The sequence below is a fragment of the Oryzifoliimicrobium ureilyticum genome (assembly GCF_037199735.1).
In the GTDB taxonomy this organism is placed as follows: Bacteria; Pseudomonadota; Alphaproteobacteria; order Rhizobiales; family Rhizobiaceae; genus Rhizobium; species Rhizobium ureilyticus.
Genome location: NZ_JBBBVQ010000005.1, coordinates 108603 through 128811 on the forward strand (window position 1 = coordinate 108603; position 20209 = coordinate 128811).

20 protein-coding genes are annotated in these 20209 nt (G+C 56.4%); 7 read left to right on the forward strand and 13 right to left on the reverse strand.

Features of this window, described 5'->3' with window-relative positions:
* Positions 1 to 60: 60 nt before the first annotated feature.
* From VQ830_RS09155 to epmA, 7 genes are all read right to left on the reverse strand, one after another.
* Complete coding sequence (locus VQ830_RS09155) at positions 61 to 2535, reverse strand: glycosyl hydrolase 2 galactose-binding domain-containing protein (RefSeq protein WP_337267791.1); 2475 nt, start codon at positions 2533 to 2535, stop codon at positions 61 to 63.
* A gap of 13 nt (positions 2536 to 2548) precedes the next feature.
* Complete coding sequence (locus VQ830_RS09160; protein WP_337267792.1) at positions 2549 to 3529, reverse strand: DUF1839 family protein; 981 nt, start codon at positions 3527 to 3529, stop codon at positions 2549 to 2551.
* Positions 3520 to 4428, reverse strand: coding sequence for an amino acid--[acyl-carrier-protein] ligase (locus VQ830_RS09165; RefSeq protein WP_337267793.1), 909 nt, complete (start codon positions 4426 to 4428; stop codon positions 3520 to 3522). The genes VQ830_RS09160 and VQ830_RS09165 overlap by 10 nt, the downstream gene beginning before the upstream one ends.
* Positions 4429 to 4433: 5 nt before the next feature.
* On the reverse strand, positions 4434 to 5615 hold the full coding sequence (locus tag VQ830_RS09170) for an acyl-CoA dehydrogenase family protein (protein WP_337267794.1): 1182 nt from the start codon (positions 5613 to 5615) through the stop codon (positions 4434 to 4436).
* 1 nt (position 5616) lies between these two features.
* Positions 5617 to 5868: an acyl carrier protein gene (locus tag VQ830_RS09175; RefSeq protein ID WP_337267795.1), complete on the reverse strand. Its 252-nt coding sequence runs from the start codon at positions 5866 to 5868 to the stop codon at positions 5617 to 5619.
* A gap of 213 nt (positions 5869 to 6081) precedes the next feature.
* Entirely contained in the window at positions 6082 to 7140 is a 1059-nt protein-coding gene (locus VQ830_RS09180; protein WP_337267796.1) for a lysine-2,3-aminomutase-like protein, read from the reverse strand.
* On the reverse strand, positions 7137 to 8201 hold the full coding sequence (epmA, locus tag VQ830_RS09185; protein WP_337267797.1) for an EF-P lysine aminoacylase EpmA: 1065 nt from the start codon (positions 8199 to 8201) through the stop codon (positions 7137 to 7139). Before epmA ends, VQ830_RS09180 begins: the two co-directional genes overlap by 4 nt.
* Positions 8202 to 8350: 149 nt before the next feature.
* On the opposite strand from epmA, the gene efp reads away from it, so the two are divergent.
* Complete coding sequence (efp, locus tag VQ830_RS09190) at positions 8351 to 8920, forward strand: elongation factor P (protein ID WP_337267798.1); 570 nt, start codon at positions 8351 to 8353, stop codon at positions 8918 to 8920.
* 154 nt (positions 8921 to 9074) lie between these two features.
* Positions 9075 to 9608: a GNAT family N-acetyltransferase gene (locus tag VQ830_RS09195; RefSeq protein WP_337267799.1), complete on the forward strand. Its 534-nt coding sequence runs from the start codon at positions 9075 to 9077 to the stop codon at positions 9606 to 9608.
* Positions 9609 to 9691: 83 nt separating this feature from the next.
* On the opposite strand, the gene VQ830_RS09200 is transcribed toward VQ830_RS09195, so the two are convergent.
* The 3 genes from VQ830_RS09200 to acnA all read right to left on the reverse strand — a co-directional run bounded on the left by VQ830_RS09200 (position 9692) and on the right by acnA (position 14049).
* Positions 9692 to 10093 (reverse strand): DUF2794 domain-containing protein, encoded by a 402-nt coding sequence (locus VQ830_RS09200; protein WP_337267800.1) that lies wholly within the window; start codon positions 10091 to 10093, stop codon positions 9692 to 9694.
* Between the two features lie 271 nt (positions 10094 to 10364).
* On the reverse strand, positions 10365 to 11102 hold the full coding sequence (locus VQ830_RS09205; RefSeq protein WP_337267801.1) for a DUF1223 domain-containing protein: 738 nt from the start codon (positions 11100 to 11102) through the stop codon (positions 10365 to 10367).
* Positions 11103 to 11358: 256 nt separating this feature from the next.
* Positions 11359 to 14049 carry an aconitate hydratase AcnA gene (acnA, locus tag VQ830_RS09210; RefSeq protein ID WP_337267802.1) on the reverse strand — a complete coding sequence of 897 codons (2691 nt, stop codon included), beginning with the start codon at positions 14047 to 14049 and terminating at the stop codon, positions 11359 to 11361.
* Positions 14050 to 14284: 235 nt separating this feature from the next.
* Here acnA and ccmA point away from each other — a divergent pair, with 235 nt between their 5' ends.
* From ccmA to VQ830_RS09235, 5 genes are read left to right on the forward strand one after another with little or no spacing between them, the layout of a single operon-like run.
* Positions 14285 to 14962 (forward strand): heme ABC exporter ATP-binding protein CcmA, encoded by a 678-nt coding sequence (gene ccmA, locus VQ830_RS09215; RefSeq protein WP_337267922.1) that lies wholly within the window; start codon positions 14285 to 14287, stop codon positions 14960 to 14962.
* Positions 14963 to 15017: 55 nt separating this feature from the next.
* Complete coding sequence (gene ccmB / locus VQ830_RS09220; RefSeq protein WP_337267803.1) at positions 15018 to 15677, forward strand: heme exporter protein CcmB; 660 nt, start codon at positions 15018 to 15020, stop codon at positions 15675 to 15677.
* Between the two features lie 47 nt (positions 15678 to 15724).
* Entirely contained in the window at positions 15725 to 16492 is a 768-nt protein-coding gene (locus tag VQ830_RS09225) for a heme ABC transporter permease (RefSeq protein ID WP_337267804.1), read from the forward strand.
* Between the two features lies 1 nt (position 16493).
* Entirely contained in the window at positions 16494 to 16655 is a 162-nt protein-coding gene (gene ccmD, locus VQ830_RS09230; protein WP_337267805.1) for a heme exporter protein CcmD, read from the forward strand.
* On the forward strand, positions 16652 to 17263 hold the full coding sequence (locus VQ830_RS09235) for a DsbE family thiol:disulfide interchange protein (RefSeq protein WP_337267806.1): 612 nt from the start codon (positions 16652 to 16654) through the stop codon (positions 17261 to 17263). The genes ccmD and VQ830_RS09235 overlap by 4 nt, the downstream gene beginning before the upstream one ends.
* On the opposite strand, the gene VQ830_RS09240 is transcribed toward VQ830_RS09235, so the two are convergent.
* The 3 genes from VQ830_RS09240 to ftsY form a co-directional block, all read right to left on the reverse strand.
* Positions 17264 to 17842, reverse strand: coding sequence for a DUF2585 domain-containing protein (locus VQ830_RS09240; protein ID WP_337267807.1), 579 nt, complete (start codon positions 17840 to 17842; stop codon positions 17264 to 17266).
* Between the two features lie 116 nt (positions 17843 to 17958).
* On the reverse strand, positions 17959 to 18618 hold the full coding sequence (locus VQ830_RS09245) for a septation protein A (RefSeq protein WP_337267808.1): 660 nt from the start codon (positions 18616 to 18618) through the stop codon (positions 17959 to 17961).
* A gap of 54 nt (positions 18619 to 18672) precedes the next feature.
* Entirely contained in the window at positions 18673 to 20193 is a 1521-nt protein-coding gene (gene ftsY / locus VQ830_RS09250) for a signal recognition particle-docking protein FtsY (RefSeq protein WP_337267809.1), read from the reverse strand.
* Positions 20194 to 20209 lie beyond the last annotated feature (16 nt).

Sequence of the window (20209 nt, forward strand, 5' to 3'; positions counted from 1 at the left end):
GTTCGCCTTGACTACTCGTTCCTACGATCAATGGGTTAAGATAAACCGGCACGTCTATCCTTAAGCCTTTCTAATATTGATCACTGGTCCACCCAGCGCGCTGACGTGACCTTCAATGACTTCTTCCTGATGACGCTCTGAAAGTGGTGTCAGCCGAACCAGCTTCGACGTGCCAGGTGCGAGATGAAACCAGTCATCTGCAGGCCTGTAGCCCGGGATCATCAAATGGACCGATTGCGCAAAACTGTCGGTCGATAGCGACACTGCCAGTCCATCTTTTTCCCCGAGCAGTGTGGCCTCGATATTTGAAGGCCCCATCAGCTTTGCGCGTCCCGCTGGGAAATGAAAAGCTTCGGCCAACACAGTGCCGTCTGCATTCTTTAGCCGTGCTACAACGACGTCGTGGGAAAGGGGGCCGAAACGAAATGCATAATTCGTATCGAAAAACCCGCCGAATAGATCGGTGCAGGCAAAAGAATGCGAAGAGCGTGGCTGCAAGGCGAGGGCCTGGCTTGCATGATTGACACGCTGCCGGCCGTTGCGAAGGCAGGAAAGCTCGACCTCGACGGCAGCCACTTCACGCGTTTCGTTGAGCACATGTAGATCAAGGCCGTTGGTGCCTTCGTCGCTCAACAAGATTTGCAGCGGCCGGAAGGCCCGGTGCATCGCATACCAGACCGGTTTTGGCTCTCCGGTCGAATCGATGACGCCCCAACCTGCGCCCGGCAAGAGATCCTGGAGCGTCCAGACGAGCGCTCCATTGCAGCCTGAGGCCGGACGCCGCCATTCCGCAAAACATTCCTCCAGCACCTCGCCGGTTACGGCTCGAGACAGATCCAGGTAGAGAGCTAGATCCTCGCGGCGTAGCCTTTGCGGATCGAGACCATAGAGGAGCTGAAGGTAGAAATCGCGGACATCTTCAAAATCCCAGGAGGCAGAACGATCTCTTGGTACCCGCTCCTTCCACAGGGGGTGGTGAACGGGGGGAACATCGAGATGCCGATCAAGCGTGATCTGCTGTGGAACCTGAGAAAAGGCAAGGCTCTCTGCCGCAAATCTGACATTGGCACGACGTGCATCCTCAAGCGGACGCATATAAGCGCCTACCCCGTAATAGTGCGTAACGCCTGCATCGGGTGAAAAGGGCATCGCGCCGCCAGACGGAGAATTGGCAACAAAGGGAACGTCAGGCCGCATACGGGATGAGATAGCAGGCAGGATCTCATCCGTGATCGGTCCGCTCCAGACTTCCTTCGGCAAGCCCATCATGGCCGCCTGCTGGAAAACCTCGCTCCCGCCACAAAGGATCGTCAGCGATGGCGATGCTTGGGTTGCATGCAAAAAGTGCTCAGCCTCGGCGTGAACATGTTCGATAAAGCCTCGGTCCTTCGCCGGGTAATCGAAGTTGGCAAACATGAAGTCCTGCCAGACCATCAAACCCAGCTCGTCGCACAGGGCGAAAAAGTCTGGCGTTTCATAGGCCATTGTTCCGCCGATCCGGATCATATTCATTCCGGCCTCAGCGGCTCGTCTCAAGAATGGCTCGTAGTCTTGCCTCTCTCCGGGCAGACGGACAATGTCGGCGGTGGTCCATACAGCGCCCCTGCAGAAGATGCGTTGTCCATTGATCTTCAAGGCGAAGTCACTGTTATCGGCCCCGTGCTCAACTGCCAGATGACGAAAACCAGTCTTTCCCAAAGAAAACTGATGGGCGCCTGCGATCAGCGTTATGTCATAAAGCCTCGCTGCACCGTGCGTGTTTGGCCACCACGGCTCAATTTTGTTGAGACGAAGAATTGCCGAGTAGCGATCCTGTCCGACCCTTTCAAAAGGCTGGGTGCAACCAGCGCACTGCAGATGTAGCGGCTCTTGGCTCTTGGATATCAGCGAAACGCTGAGAGTTGCTTGTCCGTCTTCATGCAAAGCTGCCCGGATCGTGACGTCGTCGAAGGTGATGTCTTTCCTTCGCACCAGCATGATGGGGCGCCAAGGCCCGACGGCCTGTATCTCCGGGCACCAGCCGGGCATCCTTCCCAAAAGGGTCGTGCGAATGTTCTTCAAGCCTTGCGGCTTGATCATCTGCGGGCGCCAGCGCGCGCGCAGGCCCGGCTCCGCGAGTTTCGGCAGGAGCGCGCGAAAGCAGAGCGCGAGTTCATCTCCTCCCTTCAAGGTCACAGGAAGCTCATAGCGACTGAACATGCTTTGCGAGGCAAGAATCTGCGTGCCGTTCAGAAACACATCGCAAAAGGTGGCTAGTCCTTCAAAACGAAGAATAGCTTCGCCGGCTTCTTCACCGAACAGGCGGCAAATATACCACGCATCGCGGTCGTCCAGCGGCACCGGTTTTTGCCGGTCAAATTGTCCTTGGTTTTCAAGGGCCTGCGCCACCGTGCCTGGCACGAACGCGGGAACAAACGGCGCGTTTACCGGAAGATCCTGGGGAGACTGATAGGCACTCGGTTCAGTCAGAACGAGGTTCCAGCCCTCACTCAACGCCGTTTCATCGGCACCGATCGCCGCTAGCCTACCCCTCATTGTCGTCCCCGGTCTATAGCTGCTTGGCAAGGCGCTGCATCAGCGCATCCCATGCTTCGATTGCGGGCTCAAGCGCAGTGCGCAAAGGCTCGAATTTCTGTCGCGTGATGGCACGCGCAAGCTGGAACTGAACGGATTTGGCAACCTCTGCAATTCGGCGCGCCTCCCCGGCGGCGGTCGAGAATTGCGGAGAGGCCCAATCCAGCACCTCGCCAGCGAGTTCGAAATTTGCCCCAAATTGCCGCAGGGTGTTGAAGGCATATTTATGGAAAAACTCGAAGGGACGATCCGCCAAGGCTTCTACCTGCTGCGGAAACACCGTCGAAAATGCCTGCAGTGGATTGCGATCCGGTCTTCTTTTGAAATGTTTTGCCAGAAGGCCGAAGGTAATCTCCCGTAAGGCCTCGCTCGACAATGCTTGCCGCTGAGGCAGACGGGCGAATTCCGTATAAGGCAGGAATGGCAGATCGCCTTCCGGTCTGTTCAGCTGAAACAGCCCATCGTAATCGTCGCCGTTGAGCGCGAAATAGCCACCGTTATGGAAATATTCGATCCTTTTGCTGGTGCGATCAAGGCGATTGACAGCGATCGTCGTCTTACCATGCTCACTGCGATAGGCCGTTCCAGCCGTGTCAGGCATATAAAACGAGTCCATCTCCAGGAGGCAGAGGCGGCCACGCGCGATCTGCGTCTCGATATGACCTTCCACGGAATCGAAAATTGCCAGCTCGGTGACCCTGATATCGTAAAGGGTTTCGAGATCTTCGAGAGGCACCTTGAAAAAGGTAAACTGATCGCCTTCGAAATCCTGGGTCAGGGTGAAAGCCAACATGGCTTCTGGCGGGACCTGGAGGCTGTTCAGCACCTCGATCCATAAGTCGGCGTAACAATTGGTTTCCGGCCAAATACGGTCAGACTCGTGCAGCCGATGGCGCCGATAACCTTCCGGTGTCAGCGCAGGAAAAACGGCTTTTATCGTCGTACTTATGCCCATAGCGCTTCGCGAACCGCTATCGGCCAGGTTTCGACCTCAAGGCCATGATGAGCAAAGAGGGCAAGCGCAATCCGCTCCAGTCCGAAACCAACGCATGCGGTATGGGCAACGCTGCCGTCCTCAAGGGCCAGTCCCCATTTCTGGCCGAACGAGTCCTGGTGATAGTTGAAGCTCATGCACGCGGTGGGCTTGGCCGACGAAGTTACAGGGATCAGCAACTCGAACTTCAGGTTCTGGTCACGCTGATTGTTGACCATCATCTTGCCGGCGCGTCCAAAGAACGGATCGTTGGCGACGTCGATGACGACATCGAGCCCCAGCTTCGACATCATCTCGACACCACGGTCCATCCAGAGCTGGCGGAAGGCGGTGACGTGATCTTCGGTTCCCATGCAGACATATTCGCGCATCCGGAACAGTTGCTGGCGCGCCGGGTCTTTCGAGGGCTCATGCCGGAAGCAGTAGGATTGCAGATCGAACAAAGCGCCCGCGTTCGGCAGCGGACCGCGCTTGGCAACCGTCGGGTAAAGGGGATAGCAGGCTGCCGGCGTCAAAACGATATCGGTTGCCTCCTGGCCTTTCGTCCATTCCTCGCCAGCATCTATGCACTGCAACAAGCTCATGTGGTCGAGCTCGCTGCCGCAAAAGCTATGAACCGTACCCGCAAGCTGCGGAAAGCTCTTCATATAGCCGCTCTTTTCGAAGAGAGCGCGATTCATGCCAGGCGGGAAGCGCATGGCTTCTGCGCCATCTGCACCGCCGTATTGGCCGATGAGGCGTTCGAAACCTGAGATGACGTCTTCGAACTGTCCACTGCGGCCGTAGAGACCGTCGACGCCCGTATCAATCAGAAGACCGCTTTCAAAAAGCCGGTCTAGGAAGGAGGTCTGCATGTCCATCGTCATTATCCCAATAGGCTGGTATCTTGTTTGTGGATGAGGAGCATGCTCGCCGTGTTGGCGAGGATACGGTCGTTTGAGATCATCAATTGAGCGGAATTGGCGTCGCGCAGATGCCTGCCAAGGCTGAATGGCGTGCCGTTTTTATAGCCCATGATCCCGCAGACGATCATGGCCTTGTTGATGATGGTCAAAATCGTTTCAGACGAGGCGATCTTCACGTTGTTCATCGCAACCGCGAAAGCCATCGATGACAGGACGTCCGGATCAGCTTTTGCCTGTTCATAGGCACCGAGACCACTTCGAATGTTGGATCTCACCATCTGCAGCAGAGTGCAGGCTTCCGCCAAATGGAGGGCTCCGGGCGGCGTTACGCCGGGAGATTTTCGCGCTGCGGCTCTGACGAATGATTGCGCGCGGGCAACGGCGTCCACAGCGATACCGTACCAAACACCGCTCCAGAGAAGATGCGAGGAAGCGAGCATCGACTGGGCCGCAATTTCTGCAAAAGGCTTAGGAAAAATTTGTTCGGTCGGCGCCTCTCCCTCAAAGAGGAAGCCGTCGGAGCAAGTGCCGCGCATGCCGAGCGTATCCCATACATGAGTGCGCTCCAACCGATATTGGTCTTTCAGGAACACCGTCATGACCTGATCGGAAGGAGCCGCTTCGGCATGAGCACGCGAGGTGATCAAAATCGCATCGGCATAAACGGCATAGGAAATGACCGTCGCATCTTTCTTTAGGCGGCATATGTCGCCTTCGACTTCAATGGCGCAGATCGAATTGCGCAAATTGCCGCCAATACCGCCTTCCGTCGTTGCCGAGGCAAGGAGGAACTGCTCGCAGGCAATCCGGCTCATGAACATGCTGTGCCATTTGCTATCAAGCCCATGCTCCACCATGCTCGACAGCTTGATGTGATGCATGGCGAAGATCATCGCGCTTGCAGCACAGGCCTGGCCAAGGACGGTGCATAGCGAAGCGATCTCGGATGTCGATGCGCCCTCGCCGCCTAGACTTTTCGGCACCTGAATGCCGAAAAGCCCTTCCGACTTCATCGCGCTGACGGCTTCGGCGGGAAACCGCCCCTCGCTGTCGACGAGATCAGCATGTCTTGCGGCAACTTCCGCAACTCTGGCGACCCGTTTATCAAGGCCGTCTTTTCCAAGATTGACGGCGAGGTTCATCTCACGCGACCTTCCGGTCGCCGGTGATTTGACCGACCGTGGTGATGATGGCGTTGATGCTGCTGAAAGACTTGCGGTTGAGTAGATTATCAGGGAATTCGATGTCGAATGCTTCCTCGATTGCAAGCATCAGCTGGACAGATGCGAAAGACGTCAGGCCCGCCGCATAAAGATCTGCGTCATCGCTGACTTGGTCGATATCGACCGGAAGCTTCCCAAATTTCGCCAGAAGCTCTCGAATTTTCGAATGCATCCCCATTTCTCCGTTTTATATCCGCATTTCATCTGCGTTAGGAGGAGGTAATAGGAGAGAAAAGCCAAGATTCCGCTAATTCATAGCGTTAACAAAACATCGGCACCTTGCCATATATTGAAGCAGTGCCGCTCCGATCACAGATTTTACCTTCCCCAATAAAGGTTTTAACTTGGCAAATCGTTTTTGTCACAGATTTTCTCTTGTGCCGATTTAATCCAGCTTGGATGGTGGGTATGTGTGTGCCCGGCGATGATAATCGGTAATGGTGTAGGAGCCGTCAGAATTGCGCGTTGCGGTTTTGGACATCAGCGGCGCTTTCCCATAACCTCCGGGGATATCCAAGACATAGTCGGGTTGACAAAGTCCGGACAGATGACCGCGAAGGCTTTCAACCAGCCGTTGGCCCTCTTCGAGCGAAAGTCGGAATCGCGATGTTCCGGGCGCTAGATCCGGATGATGCAGATAGTAGGGTTTGATCCTGTTTTCGACAAATGCCCTCATCAGATCCGAAAGCACTTCCACATCATTATTCACGCCTTTGAGGAGAACGGTCTGGCTTACCATCATGATGCCGGCATCGATCAGGCGGGCACAGGCCTCCCGCGCCTTTTCCGTCAACTCGCGTGGGTGGTTGGCGTGCAGCGCGACATAAAGCGTTTTGCCGGCCTTCTTCAAGTTTTCGATCAGTGTGTCGTCGATCTTCGAAGGATCCACCACAGGCACGCGCGTATGGAAGCGAACGATTTTGACATGAGGAACCGTTGCAAGCTGTTCCATCATCTCGCCCAGCCTGCGCGGGGACAACACCAGAGGATCGCCGCCGGTCAAAATGACCTCCCAGATCTGCGGATGGGCGCGAATATAGTCCATGGCTGCCGCCATGGCCGGCGGCTCAAGGGTTCCAAGCCCTTGCGGCCCGACCATCTCGCGGCGGAAACAGAAGCGGCAGTAGACCGGGCAGACATGCACGGCTTTCAAGAGAACACGATCGGGGTAACGATGGACAATGCCTTCGACTGGGCTATGCGCTGCGTCTCCGATCGGATCAGACCGCTCTTCCGGCGTTGTGACGAGTTCATCGGGATGCGGGACATATTGCAAGGCAATTGGATCGCTCACGTCCTGTGGATTGATCAGCGTCGCCACATCGGCCGTCAAGCCAACCGCATAATGCTGTGCGACCGGCTCAAGCTTCGGCGCATCCGTCTCTTTTACCAAACCGGCTTCCACAAGATCGGTTACCGTGCGGAGGGAGCGCGACAAGGTCATGTGCAAGTCTCCGCGACTGGCGTCCACAAGACTTGATCTATTCGTGTTGCGCCGGTTGCGAGCATGGCAAGACGATCGAAACCAAGGGCAATGCCGCTTGCTTGCGGCATCAAGCGCAAGGCTGCAAGAAAGTCCTCATCAATCGGATAGGTCTCCCCATAAATACGGGCCTTCTCCGCCATCTCTTCCATAAAGCGGCGCTTCTGCTCGTCTGCATCCGTCAGTTCGCCAAAGGCGTTGGCGAGTTCGACGCCGCATGCATAAAGTTCGAACCGTTCTGCAACGCGAGGGTCGTCCGCCGCCGGTCTTGCAAGTGCCGCCTCGCTGACCGGGTATCGGTCTAGAATGGTTGCTCGGCCCTGGCCAAGGTGAGGCTCGATCCGCTCCACAAGGACGCGGCTGAACAAGTCGGCCCAGCTGTCGTCTTCAGCCGATCGTATGCCGTTTGCAGAAAGAGCTGCCGCCAGTGCGTCTCTGTCGGTCTGTCCGTTTATGTCGATGGTGGCGAGAAGATCGATCTTCGCATAGTGCCGGAAGGCGTCCGCTACGCTTAGACGTTCTGGCTCCAGGAACGGATCGGCCTCCATGCCGCGAAAGCGGAAAGTTTTCGTTCCCGATGTCTCCGCGGCGAGCGCCAGAACGCGCGCGCAATCGCGCATCAGGCTCTCATAGGTTTCCTCAACGCGATACCACTCGACCATCGTGAATTCCGGATGGTGGAGAGGTCCGCGCTCCCGGTTGCGATAGACATGAGCAAAGCAGACGATTCGCTTTTCCCCCGCAGCCAGAAGTTTCTTGCAGGCAAATTCAGGAGATGTGTGCAGATAAAGCGGTACCGACCTACCATCGGTGCTGATCGCTTGGGTGCCGAAGGCATGCAAATGCGCTTCGTTGCCAGGAGAGGTTTGCAACGAAGCACAATCGACTTCGATGAAGTCATGCACTGCGAAATCGTTAGCCAGCGCGGCGCGGATCTTGTTTCGCCCAATCAGAAATGGCCTGCGATCGGCATGCACATGGGAAGACCACCAGGCGGAGGGCTTGCTATTGGTGCGGGTCATTCTTTGCTTTCTTCTCGGCAAAAGCCAAGCAAGGCTGGCTTTCCAGCGGAATTTAGGTTAGTTGCGCCCCAAACAACAATTCTCATTGCGTCTCCGGCGATCATTTATCGTCCTCTACGACGCAAGAAGCCGAGTTACAAGGAAGTCTTATGGTCAAGATCATCGCCTCTTCCGTCCGCAAGGGCAACGTTCTCGATGTGGACGGCAAGCTTTACGTCGTTCTCACCGCGCAGAACTTCCATCCAGGCAAGGGCACGCCGGTGACGCAGGTCGACATGCGCCGCATCGTTGATGGTGTGAAGGTTTCGGAACGTTGGCGTACTACGGAACAGGTCGAACGGGCCTTCGTCGAGGACGTCAACTTTCAGTATCTCTATGAAGATGGCGAGGGCTTCCACTTCATGAATCCGGAAAGCTATGATCAGGTGGTTGTCGATGTTGACACCATGGGCGATCAAAAGGCCTATCTGCAGGAAGGCATGACCTGCATTCTTTCGATCCACGAAGGAATTCCGCTCGCGATCGAATTGCCGCGTCACGTCACCCTCGAGATCAGCGAAACAGAACCGGTCGTCAAAGGTCAGACGGCTTCGTCTTCCTATAAGCCGGCTATCTTGTCGAACGGTATCCGCACCCTGGTTCCTCCGCACATCACCGCAGGAACGCGTGTCGTCATCGCGACGGAAGACAACTCCTACGTCGAGCGCGCCAAGGACTAATCTAGCGCGCTGCGCCTGATGATTTGTTCGGGCGCGAGGCAGTGATCAGCATCGGTCGCTGAGGCCATCAAGATCAAAACCCGCCGGCTCCACCGGCGGGATTTTTTATGCGACAACATGGCTTACGAAAACGATCCTAAGCGGGAGGAGCCAGATGCATGTTGAACTTCGCGATGCCGAGGTGGCGGATGTTTCCGTCATAACAACGATCTATGCCGATGCGGTGATGAACGGCGTCTCCAGTTACGAGCTCACTCCACCGTCTTCTGCCGAAATGAAGGAACGCTTCCTGGCGATTAAGGGCGGCAGCTTCCCGTACCGAGTCGCGGTGGACGATGAAGGGGAGGTCGTCGGCTATGCCTATGCGTCTTCTTTTCGCACTCGGCCTGCTTATCGCTGGACGGTAGAAGATTCCATCTATCTTGCGCCACGCGCTCAAGGTCGAGGGATCGGCAAGCGGATGCTCTCAGATCTCGTTGAGCGGTGTACAGGCCTCGGCTTTCGGCAGATGATCGCCGTTATCGGCGGTGCTTCGCCGGCCTCGGTTGCGCTGCATCACTCGCAGGGCTTCATCTACAGCGGCGTTTTGAAAGCAACTGGCTATAAGCATGGCCGCTGGTTGGATACCGCACTCATGCAGCGTGCGCTTGGCGAAGCGGATCAATCCAGGCCAAATCCGATTCCTTAGCCCAAATAGATCAGCCGCTGCATCGCCATATGAGGAACGGTTGAAGACGAGGGCAACTCAACCGGTCATCATTCTCACAGCGGTTATTTTTCGACGAGCTTCAATGCCTTGTCGAAAACCTTCAGCACCTGTGCAAGGTCATGCCCGCGCTTGAGGATCGTTCCGTTGGTATTGATGACACTGAAGGCGCCTTGCTTGGCAGCCAGCTTTGGGTTCTTCTCGATCCGGAACAGCGGCATTTCGCCAGAGCGTTTGAAGACGGAAAAGACAGCCTTTTCGCGCCCGTGGTCGATGGCGTAGTCACGCCATTCACCTTCGCCAACCATGCGGCCGTAAATCCAAAGGATCTGGTCGAGTTCGCGACGGTGAAACGTAATTGGGAGAGGATCTTTGCTGCGCTTATATTCCTTGAGATCAACGACAACAGAGCCGTTCTCTTCGCCAGCATGGCTTCTTCCATGCCGCAAATCCGGTTGATCTGTCATTCCAGCTCAAGCCTCCTCCATATGACGAGAGAGTGACAGTGTGCCCGACCGCTGCCAAATTGCAAGGCATTTACTCTAAAAACTGGCGGTGGATTTTCCACAAGTTGTGCCTCATTCCCGTCAAACGCGTGCCTCATTTTCGGGCGAACGTCCGCCCGACAGTTTGGCGCTCTGACGCGCCAAAGGGCCCGGCTGGTTGCATCGACCTTAACCCCAGCCCCGAATGCGGTTGGCCGGGCCTCCAGGAAGAACGCATCAGCGGTTCGATTGATCAGATATTTTTTCCTGCCGGTATAACAGTTGCGCCGATGATCGCAGCTGGATCGCCATCACTGGTCGACGTCTGCAGAAGGACGGCGCAGCCTTCGAGATCCTGCTTTTGTAGAACAGTCGCCGGTAGTTTGAAGACGGCCTGCTTGCCGTTCCACATGCCGATCGTTTCGACATTCGCGACGCTATGCAGGTAGGCGATTTTCTTACCAGTGTTTTCGCCCTTCTCGACGTCGATCGTCTTTTCCTTGTTGTAGTAGACAAGCACGACATTTGCCTTGCCTTGTCCGTCGCCAACAGTGATCTCCAACTCGTCGCCAGTCATTGCTGTGGTGATTGGGACAGTCAGGCCCTTGCCTTCGCCTGGATATGTCTCGACCTTCGAAACGATACCGGACAGATCCGAACCCCTGACGTGGTCGCGACCGTTGATGATCACCTGCGGCGTATAAACATTGCCACGGCCCATCATGCGGGCATAACCGTACTGCCGCTCCGTGTTTTCCTTCGAGCTCAGCGTGTCGGTCCAGCCCATGTAGTTCCAGTAGTCGACGTGATAGGCGAGGGCGATCACGTCTTGCCGGCCGGCGATCTGCCGAAACGCATCATCTGCCGGCGGACATGAGGCGCAGCCCTGCGAGGTGAAAAGCTCGACAACGCCCTTCGGCCTTTCTTCCGCATGCAAAGGCCCCGCCAGAAGCGCACTTGTCAGAAGTAAGATCTGAAACCTCGCAAACATTCGTCGTACCTCTACCCCACCGCCGTTTCGTCCGGCGGCCATGTCAATATTCGATCATCCAACTGTTGCTCAAGGCTTGCGTGATGGATCACATATAGAACCGAAGACCTAAAAATAGCTTTTCGTTCCCAGTTTCAAAACTCACGATAGGGTGAGACATCGCGACAGCTTACGGTCCGGGGACACAAGCGCGTGACAAGACATGAAAAAGCCGCCGAAGCTTTCGCGCCGGCGGCTTGGTAACTCGGATTTCCGATTAAGCCGCGAGGTCGCGCAGAACCGTCTGCAGAATACCGCCATTGTTGAGGTAGATGACCTCATCCAGCGTATCGACACGGCAAATCAGCGGGACGTCCTTCACGGTGCCATCGCTGTAGGTGATCTTGGCGATCTTGCGCTCACGCGGCTTGATCTGCCCAAGGCCTTCAATGGTCACGATCTCGTCGCCCTTCAGACCGAGGCTCTGCCAGGATGTGCCGTCTTCGAACACAAAGGGGATAACGCCCATGCCGACGAGGTTCGACCGGTGGATACGCTCGAAGGACTGTGCGATCACAGCTTTGACGCCGAGCAGGTTCGTGCCCTTTGCCGCCCAGTCACGCGATGAACCATTGCCGTACTCGACGCCGGCGAAGATGACCAGAGGAACACCTTCTGCCTTGTACTGCATGGCAGCCTCGTAAATCGAGGTTTCTTCCTTCGACGGATAATGGATGGTGTAACCACCTTCCTTACCGTTCGGGCCAAGCATGTGGTTGCGAATACGGATATTCGCGAAGGTGCCGCGCATCATGACTTCATGATTGCCGCGACGCGTGCCGTACTGGTTGAAGTCAGCAACGCCTACGCCATGATCCAGGAGATAGGCGCCTGCCGGCGACGCAGCCTTGATGGAACCTGCGGGCGAGATGTGGTCGGTCGTGATCTTGTCGCCGAAGAGGCCCAGAACGCGTGCGCCCTTGATGTCCGAAACGCCCGATCCCTGCTTGCCCATACCCACAAAGTAAGGAGGGTTCTGCACATAGGTGGAGTTTTCGTCCCATGCATAGGTCTGACCGGCCGGCACATTGACGGCCTGCCAGTTTGCATCGCCCTTGAAGACGTCCGCATATCTCGTTTCATAGAGTTCACGGGTCACGTATTTCTCGATGAACTCCTGAACTTCCTGAGCACTTGGCCAGATGTCGCGCAGGTAGACCGGCTTGCCGTCCTTGTCTTCGCCGATCGGGTCTTTCGTGAGGTCCTTGGTTACCGTTCCGGCAAGAGCATGTGCCACCACCAGCGGTGGCGATGCCAGGTAGTTCGCCTGAACATCCGGGGAGATACGACCTTCGAAATTACGGTTGCCGGACAGCACGCCAGCGACGATCAGACCCTTGTCGTTGATGGTCTTGGAGATCGGAGCCGGAAGTGGACCGGAGTTGCCGATGCAGGTGGTGCAGCCAAAGCCCACCAGGTTGAAGCCAAGTGCATCCAGATCCTTCTGAAGGCCGGACTTTTCCAGATATTCGCCAACGACCTGCGATCCTGGCGCCAGCGAGGTCTTAACCCATGGCTTGGATTTTAGACCCTTTGCCACCGCATTGCGTGCCAAAAGGCCGGCTGCGATCAGGACGCTCGGGTTCGACGTGTTGGTGCAGGAGGTGATGGCGGCAATCGCCACGTCGCCGTGACCGATATCGAAGTCTGTGCCTTCGACAGCGTAACGATTGGAAAGTTGGCCAGGCTTCTTATAGTCGCTTTCCATAGAGGAAGCGAAGCCGGAGCCAATGTTTTCGAGCGCGATGCGGCCTTCGGGACGCTTTGGACCGGCCATCGATGGGACGACATCGTTGAGGTCGAGTTCGAGCGTATCAGTGAACACGAGATCGGCGCCATCGCCATCGCGCCACATGCCCTGCGCCTTGGAATAGGCTTCGACCAGAGCAATACGATCTTTTGCGCGGCCGGAAATCGTCAGGTAGCGGATCGTTTCGCCGTCGACCGGGAAGAAGCCGCAAGTTGCGCCATATTCAGGTCCCATGTTCCCGATCGTCGCGCGGTCGGCGAGCGGCATGTTGTCCATGCCCGGTCCGAAGAACTCTACGAACTTCGACACCACACCCTTCTTGCGGAGCATCTGCGTGACGGTCAGAACGAGGTCGGTTGCCGTGACGCCTTCCTTGAGTTTGCCCGTCAGCTTGAAGCCGACGACTTCAGGAAGCAGCATGGAGACAGGTTGGCCGAGCATGGCAGCTTCGGCTTCGATGCCGCCCACGCCCCAGCCCAAAACACCGAGGCCATTGATCATGGTCGTGTGCGAATCGGTGCCGACGCATGTGTCCGGATAAGCGATCGTCTCGCCGTCTTCTTCCTTGGTCCAGACGGTCTGACCGAGATATTCGAGGTTAACCTGGTGACAGATGCCGGTACCGGGAGGCACGACGCGGAAGTTTTCGAAAGCCTGCTGGCCCCACTTCAAGAAGCGGTAACGCTCGCCGTTGCGTTCATATTCGAGTTCCACGTTACGGGCAAAAGCCTGTGGCGTGCCGAATTCGTCAACGATAACCGAGTGGTCGATGACGAGATCGACAGGGACAAGCGGATTGATCTTTTCAGGATCGCCGCCCAAAGCCTTGATCCCGTCGCGCATGGCAGCCAGATCGACAACCGCCGGAACGCCGGTGAAGTCCTGCATCAAAACGCGCGCTGGACGATAGGCGATCTCTTTTTCGACGGTGCCTTTGTTGACCAGCCATTCGGCCACAGCCTGGATGTGCTCCTTGGTGACGGATTGACCGTCTTCAAAGCGCAACAGATTCTCCAAGAGAACCTTCATGGAGTAAGGTAGTTTCGATATCCCTGCGAGACCGTTCTGTTCAGCCTTCGGGAGGCTGTAATAAACGTATTCCTTTCCTTCAACGGAAAGGGTGGACCGACATTTAAAGCTGTCAAGGGATTTAGCCACGGAAGGACCCCGTATCTGATTGCCAACATAGCCGTGCGAACGCCCATGCACTTTAATGCACATCAGGATGCGGGTGCGACCATTTCCGCTGTCCGCACGTGAGACGCAAGCACCTCATGTTCGGCGGAAGGATGAAATTCACGCCGGCCGCTGGCGTGGTTGCGCGTCTTATAGATAATTTCTAAGAAACGTGCCAGAGAGGATATCACTGATTTTGGACATTTTTTCCGCCATCATGATTAAAAATGAAGAAGCGCCTCGGACTGCCAGGCTCCTCGTTGAAAGTCTCGCGGCGCGGCGCGGCGAAGATGTGATTTTCAGTGATCTCAACCTTGCGCTTGGGGCAGGGGATGCACTTGTTGTGACCGGTGCGAACGGCACCGGGAAGTCCACTTTTCTGCGCGTTCTTGCCGGTCTATTAAGGCCGGATGCGGGCCAGGTTGTCTTCTATGATGGAGCCCAAGAAGCGCCGCGTCCGCTTGCGGAGGCAAGCCATTATCTCGGGCATCGCAATGCCATGAAACAGGAGCTGACCGCCCGGGAAAACCTGCTTTTCTGGCGGCGCTTTTGCGACGCCACGACGACAGATGACGAGTTCGTTGTCGAAGAAGCGGCGGATGCCGTTGGACTTTCGGATATTCTCCATCTGCCTTTCGGGTATCTGTCGGCAGGTCAGCAAAGACGCTTGGCCTTCGCAAAGTTGCTGGTGGCCTCTCGATCCGTCTGGCTATTGGACGAGCCGACCACCGCCCTTGATTCGCAGGCCGATAAAGTCTTTGCCAAGATCATCGACGATCATCGCGCTAAGGGCGGTATCGTCTGCGCAGCCACGCACCGTCAACTTGGCCTTCTGAACGCACGTGAGCTTCATATGCAAGGCTTTTCGGCAGGTGGAGAGAGTGCATGGGGATAGAGCTCTCGTGTTCCTGGCCTGATCCATTCGCCAATCGTTGCTGGAGGCTCATAGCTTGAAGGCTTTGCTTCTGCGCGATCTCACTTTGTCAGTGCGTGCCGGAGGCGGCGCGGTTGTTGGTATTCTGTTCTTCCTTGCCGTTGCCGTCGTTGTGCCCTTTGGGGTTGGGCCCGATCTTGCCCTGCTGGCGCGAATAGGCCCAGCCATCGTTTGGATCGGGGCTTTGCTTTCCTGCCTGCTTGGTCTCGAGCGACTTTTTCAGGCGGACCGAGAGGACGGATCGCTTGATGTTATGCTGATGCAGGAAACGCCGTTGGCTCTGACCGTTTTTGTCAAATGCGTTGCCCATTGGCTTGCTACCGGTTTTCCGCTGGTGCTTGCCTCGCCATTTCTGGGTCTTCTCTTGAATATGAGCGTGAAGGCGGTTGGCGTAACAAGTCTAACCCTGCTGTTTGGTTCGCCGGCTATCGTTTTTATTGGTGCCGTGGGGGCGGCCATTGCCGTTGCTCTGCCGCGCGGTGGACTTCTTGTGTCCATCCTGATTCTGCCCTTGACGATCCCGGTGCTGATATTCGGCGTCAGTGCCGTCTATTCCGCGATCGAGGGACCATCGCCGTTTTTACCGCCATTCCTCATTCTGATCGCCCTTAACTTGTTTTTTGCGGCGTTGGGTCCGGCCGCTGCGGCTCTTGCACTGCACAATGCCGGTGATTGAGCCGGGACTGATTGCAGGCGAAGCTCGATCGAGGTAAAGCATTTGATATGAGTGACACGACTTCCGCCGGACCTTTGACATTGCTTGCCAATCCCACGCGGTTCCTGGCGCTGGCGGCACGCGCGCTGCCGTGGATGGCTTTTGTGACAGCCGTTCTCTTTATCGTCGGTCTTACCTTGAGCTTTACGACGGAAGCGGATTACCAGCAGGGCGAGACGGTGCGGATCATGTATCTGCACGTACCGTCGGCCTGGTTATCCATGATGTGTTATACAGTAATGAGTGTATCGGCGGTTGGTACGCTGGTCTGGCGCCACCCCCTTGCGGATGTCTCGGCCAAATCAGCTGCGCCACTCGGCGCTGCCTTCACATTCATTGCTCTGGTGACAGGTTCTTTGTGGGGGAAGCCGATGTGGGGCACCTGGTGGGTCTGGGATGCCCGCCTCACCTCCGTCTTCATATTGTTTTTGATGTATCTTGGCCTTATTGCCCTCAATCGTGCACTCGACGATCCGTCGCGGGCAGCGCGTCTTTCCGCAATCCTCATTCTTGTCGGCTTCATCAATATTCCGATCATCAAATTCTCGGTGGACTGGTGGAATACCCTCCATCAGTCTGCAAGCGTCATTCGTTTGGATGGCCCTGCGATCGATCCAGAGTTCTTGCGTCCGCTGTTCGTCATGGCCGCGGCATTCACCATGCTGTTCTTTACCCTGCATGTGGCGGCAATGCGCAACGAGATATGGCGCCGGCGCATTGCGGCGCGACGGCGCATGGCCGTCAAAGCGGCGGGACACGAGGCAGGATCGCGATAGAATGAATTACGCGTTTTATGTTTACGGGTCCTATGGCTGCGCGGCTCTTGTGGTTGGGCTTCTTGTTCTTTGGGTCTGGTTGGACGGTCGTAATCGCCGCAAAGAACTAGCAGCGCTCGAAGCAAACTCGCTGAGGCGCTCTCGTAAGGTCGATGCGTCATGAGCCAGACAGATAGCCCAAATAGATCGTCAAGACGTCTTCTGGTGCTGCTGCCTTTGCTGATCTTTGCGGGGATCGCGGGTGTTGCTGCAAAGATGCTCTATGATCAGGATGTCCACGGGCGGAATGCTGCCGAAATCCCATCTGCGCTTTTGGGACAGAAAGCACCGAGCCTAAACCTTCCACCTTTGGCCGGTGCAGATTTGCCTGCGCTGACAGATGGCTTCGTGCGCGGCAAGCTGACCCTTGTCAATGTCTTTGCGTCATGGTGCATTCCGTGCAGACAGGAGCATCCAATCCTCAAGGAGTTGGCGAAAGACAACCGATTGACCATCGTCGCCATCAATTACAAGGATAAGCCCGAGGCGGCGCTAGGGTTTCTGGGGGAACTGGGCAATCCGTTCAAGGCGATCGGCGTTGATCCAAACGGGCAGGCTGCTATCGACTGGGGCGTTTACGGTGTTCCGGAAAGCTATCTCGTCAGCCCCGAGGGCACGATCCTTTACAAGCGGGTCGGCCCATTCGACGATATCAGTCTGAAAGAGGGTTTGTTCCCAGCGGTTGAAAAGGCGCTGGCAGATGAAAAACAGCAGCCGCACCCTTCAAGCTGATCAAATCGCTGATTGCCAGGCTTTAATGGCATCGACCGGATAGACGAGCATGAGGACGTTCAGCGTCAGATTGTCATGGATGACGTAGCCGGCAAGTAGCTCGAAGAAAATTGCAAGAACGACGGTCAGCCAGACGGGGGCGCGAGCCGCGAAGAAAAAGCCGACGATCATGAAGACCGTGTCCATCGTCGAATTCAGGATGCTGTCCCCGACATAATCCAGCGAGATGGTCGTCGCGCGATAGCGCTCGATAATGATCGGTGAGTTCTCCAAGATTTCCCAGCCGGACTCAATGACGAGTGCCAGGAACAAACGCATCGAGAGCGGTTTGCCACGCAGGACGAAAAAGCCGAGCGCGTAAAACAGGAAACCGTGAATGATGTGCGAGAGAGTGTACCAATCGGAAATGTGCTGCGAATTACCGCTCGACTTGACCTCGCCCTCCCACAACTTCACATAGCCGCAGGTACAGATCGGCACGCGTCCCATCATATATTCTGAGACAATCTGCACCAGCAGAACCAGAAGGCAGACCGTCAGCCAGAAACGGGATGACTGCAGCAGAGGGCGTTCTTCCATTGTGCTCAATGCTTGGTCTCGCTTTTCCAGGTGGTTGAGGGACGAAGCCGATGCTCCGTCGTTGATCCGACGATCACGGTGGTATCTTTAAACATCAAGCTGCCTGCAGCGACGTTTCAATCTGCCGCGCCGTCGCGGCGAGAGGTTTCCTTCTCATCGACGCTATGCTTCATGATGAGCGGCATCTGGGCCATCGTGAAGATGATGGTGATCGGCATGGTGCCCCATACCTTGAACGCCACCCAGAAATTGTCGGAGAAATTGCGCCAGACGACTTCGTTGAGGACGGCAAGGAAAATAAAGAAGGCGCCCCAACGGAAGGTCAGCTTCCTCCAGCCGGCATCGTCAAGCGCAAAAGCGGTGTTAAAAACATAGCCGAGCAGCGATTTGCCAAATGCGAGACCGCCCAACAAGACGATCCCGAACATTGCATTGATGATGGTCGGCTTCACCTTGATGAAGGTTTCGTTATGCAGATAGATTCCGATTGCGCCGAAAATCAAAACGACGACGCCCGAAATGAGCGGGAGGATGGGCATATGGCCTAGCACGATCTTTGAGACGAGCAGCGAAATGACTGTCGCTACCATGAAGACAGCGGTTGCGACAAAAAGCGGGCCACCCAACGTCCCCAAGGCAGGGATCTTTTCGATCAGCCACTCGCCACGAAGATTTGCGAAGAAGAAGACTAGCAACGGGCCGAGCTCAAGGCCAAGCTTCAGCATGGGGTGCTCTTGATCCGCCGCTGATGGCTTCAAGTCGCTTTCGGTCGTCATCTTGTCCTCAATCTTGTGGGGTGCCACGCCATTTACACGCCCGGTCCTATCGCATCAACGCGGCAGGCCCGCAATAGCATGGGCGAAATCCTCGGCCTCGAATGGCTCGAGATCGTCTATGCCTTCGCCGACACCGATGAAATACACCGGCAAGCGGTGTTTGGCCGAAATCGCCACGAGAATTCCGCCTCGGGCCGTTCCGTCCAATTTGGTCATGATCAGCCCGTTGACGCCGGCAACGTTGCGGAAGATTTCCACTTGGGAGAGGGCGTTCTGCCCGGTAGTGGCATCCAGCGTCTGAAGAACTGTATGAGGTGCATCCGGATCAAGCTTGGCGAGCACGCGCACGATTTTCTCAAGCTCTGCCATCAGTTCCGTCTTATTCTGCAGCCGTCCGGCCGTGTCGATGATCAGAACATCGCACTTCTTGGCCTTCGCCTGCTCAAAGGCATCATAAGCCAGACCGGCCGCATCGGCGCCTAACTTGGTGCCGACGAATTCGGACTTGGTGCGGTCAGCCCAGATGCGCAGCTGCTCGATCGCGGCAGCTCGGAAGGTATCGCCCGCGGCAAGCATGACTTTCAGGCCCGCGCCAGAAAGTTTGGCAGCCAGCTTGCCGATCGTGGTCGTCTTGCCGGTGCCGTTGACACCCACCACGAGAATGACATGCGGCTTATGCGCCAAATCGAGCTGCAGCGGTTTGGCCACCGGCTTCAGAACCTTTGCGATTTCGCTTGCCATAATCCGAGAGACATCTTCTCCCGTGACATCCTTGCCGTAACGCTCCGAGGAAAGCGTGTCGGTTACACGCATCGCGGTTTCCACACCGAGGTCGGCCTGGATCAGAAGATCCTCAAGGTCCTGCAACGTCTCTTCATCCAGCTTGCGCTTGGTGAAAAGAGCCGAAATCTGGCCCGTGAGTTGAGAGGAGGTGCGTGCGAGGCCATCGCGCAGACGCTGGAACCAAGTTGTCTTGGCTTGCGGTTCCGGCGCAACATAGTCCGGCTCGGCTGCCCCGATCGCAAAACCCTTCGGCAGGCTGGTCGAGGAGGATGTTTCCGGCGCTTCCTGTTCTATCTCGCCGGAATTTTCGCTCTCGTCACTTTCTTTGAGGAAGTCCGGCAGGTCGACTGGCGGCTCAGATAAGGTCTCAGGTTGTGGTGGATAAGCGTCTGGAAGCGGGGGGAGCTCTTCCGGGAGGGAAGGCGTGTCTGACAGGCTCTCACTGGCGAGCGCCTCTTCCGCCGCTTCGTCCTGCTCAAGGGCAGATACGTCCTCTGCGGCAGCCTCTGCCTGTAGAAGAGACAGAGGCACAACGCCGATATCGCTCAGTGCGTCGATCGGCGGAAGGAGCGGCGCATCCTCTTCGCTCTCCGCCAAGTCTGCGGGAGGCAAATCGTCAGTGAGATCGCCGGCAGGCCCGCCGGCCGTCTCCATTTCGATATCGGCGACCGGATCAACAGGCGAGACTGAAAGCGAGGCAGGGTCATTTTCCTGCGGCGTGGGACGATCCTGTTCTTCTGCCGGCTTTTCTTTGCCGAACGTGAAGACTTTTTTGATGAAGCCGAGGGCCATTCGCTATCCGTTGAAG

What these genes read in the sequence shown, in the direction of transcription:
- VQ830_RS09155 (WP_337267791.1), bottom strand. Translation starts at nt 2,535, where the DNA reads ATGAGGGGTAGGCTAGCGGCGATCGGTGCCGATGAAACGGCGTTGAGT.
- VQ830_RS09160 (WP_337267792.1), bottom strand. Translation starts at nt 3,529, where the DNA reads ATGGGCATAAGTACGACGATAAAAGCCGTTTTTCCTGCGCTGACACCG.
- VQ830_RS09165 (WP_337267793.1), bottom strand. Translation starts at nt 4,428, where the DNA reads ATGGACATGCAGACCTCCTTCCTAGACCGGCTTTTTGAAAGCGGTCTT.
- VQ830_RS09170 (WP_337267794.1), bottom strand. Translation starts at nt 5,615, where the DNA reads ATGAACCTCGCCGTCAATCTTGGAAAAGACGGCCTTGATAAACGGGTC.
- VQ830_RS09175 (WP_337267795.1), bottom strand. Translation starts at nt 5,868, where the DNA reads ATGCATTCGAAAATTCGAGAGCTTCTGGCGAAATTTGGGAAGCTTCCG.
- VQ830_RS09180 (WP_337267796.1), bottom strand. Translation starts at nt 7,140, where the DNA reads ATGACCTTGTCGCGCTCCCTCCGCACGGTAACCGATCTTGTGGAAGCC.
- epmA (WP_337267797.1), bottom strand. Translation starts at nt 8,201, where the DNA reads ATGACCCGCACCAATAGCAAGCCCTCCGCCTGGTGGTCTTCCCATGTG.
- efp (WP_337267798.1), top strand. Translation starts at nt 8,351, where the DNA reads ATGGTCAAGATCATCGCCTCTTCCGTCCGCAAGGGCAACGTTCTCGAT.
- VQ830_RS09195 (WP_337267799.1), top strand. Translation starts at nt 9,075, where the DNA reads ATGCATGTTGAACTTCGCGATGCCGAGGTGGCGGATGTTTCCGTCATA.
- VQ830_RS09200 (WP_337267800.1), bottom strand. Translation starts at nt 10,093, where the DNA reads ATGACAGATCAACCGGATTTGCGGCATGGAAGAAGCCATGCTGGCGAA.
- VQ830_RS09205 (WP_337267801.1), bottom strand. Translation starts at nt 11,102, where the DNA reads ATGTTTGCGAGGTTTCAGATCTTACTTCTGACAAGTGCGCTTCTGGCG.
- ccmA (WP_337267922.1), top strand. Translation starts at nt 14,285, where the DNA reads ATGATTAAAAATGAAGAAGCGCCTCGGACTGCCAGGCTCCTCGTTGAA.
- VQ830_RS09225 (WP_337267804.1), top strand. Translation starts at nt 15,725, where the DNA reads ATGAGTGACACGACTTCCGCCGGACCTTTGACATTGCTTGCCAATCCC.
- ccmD (WP_337267805.1), top strand. Translation starts at nt 16,494, where the DNA reads ATGAATTACGCGTTTTATGTTTACGGGTCCTATGGCTGCGCGGCTCTT.
- VQ830_RS09235 (WP_337267806.1), top strand. Translation starts at nt 16,652, where the DNA reads ATGAGCCAGACAGATAGCCCAAATAGATCGTCAAGACGTCTTCTGGTG.
- VQ830_RS09240 (WP_337267807.1), bottom strand. Translation starts at nt 17,842, where the DNA reads ATGGAAGAACGCCCTCTGCTGCAGTCATCCCGTTTCTGGCTGACGGTC.
- VQ830_RS09245 (WP_337267808.1), bottom strand. Translation starts at nt 18,618, where the DNA reads ATGACGACCGAAAGCGACTTGAAGCCATCAGCGGCGGATCAAGAGCAC.
- ftsY (WP_337267809.1), bottom strand. Translation starts at nt 20,193, where the DNA reads ATGGCCCTCGGCTTCATCAAAAAAGTCTTCACGTTCGGCAAAGAAAAG.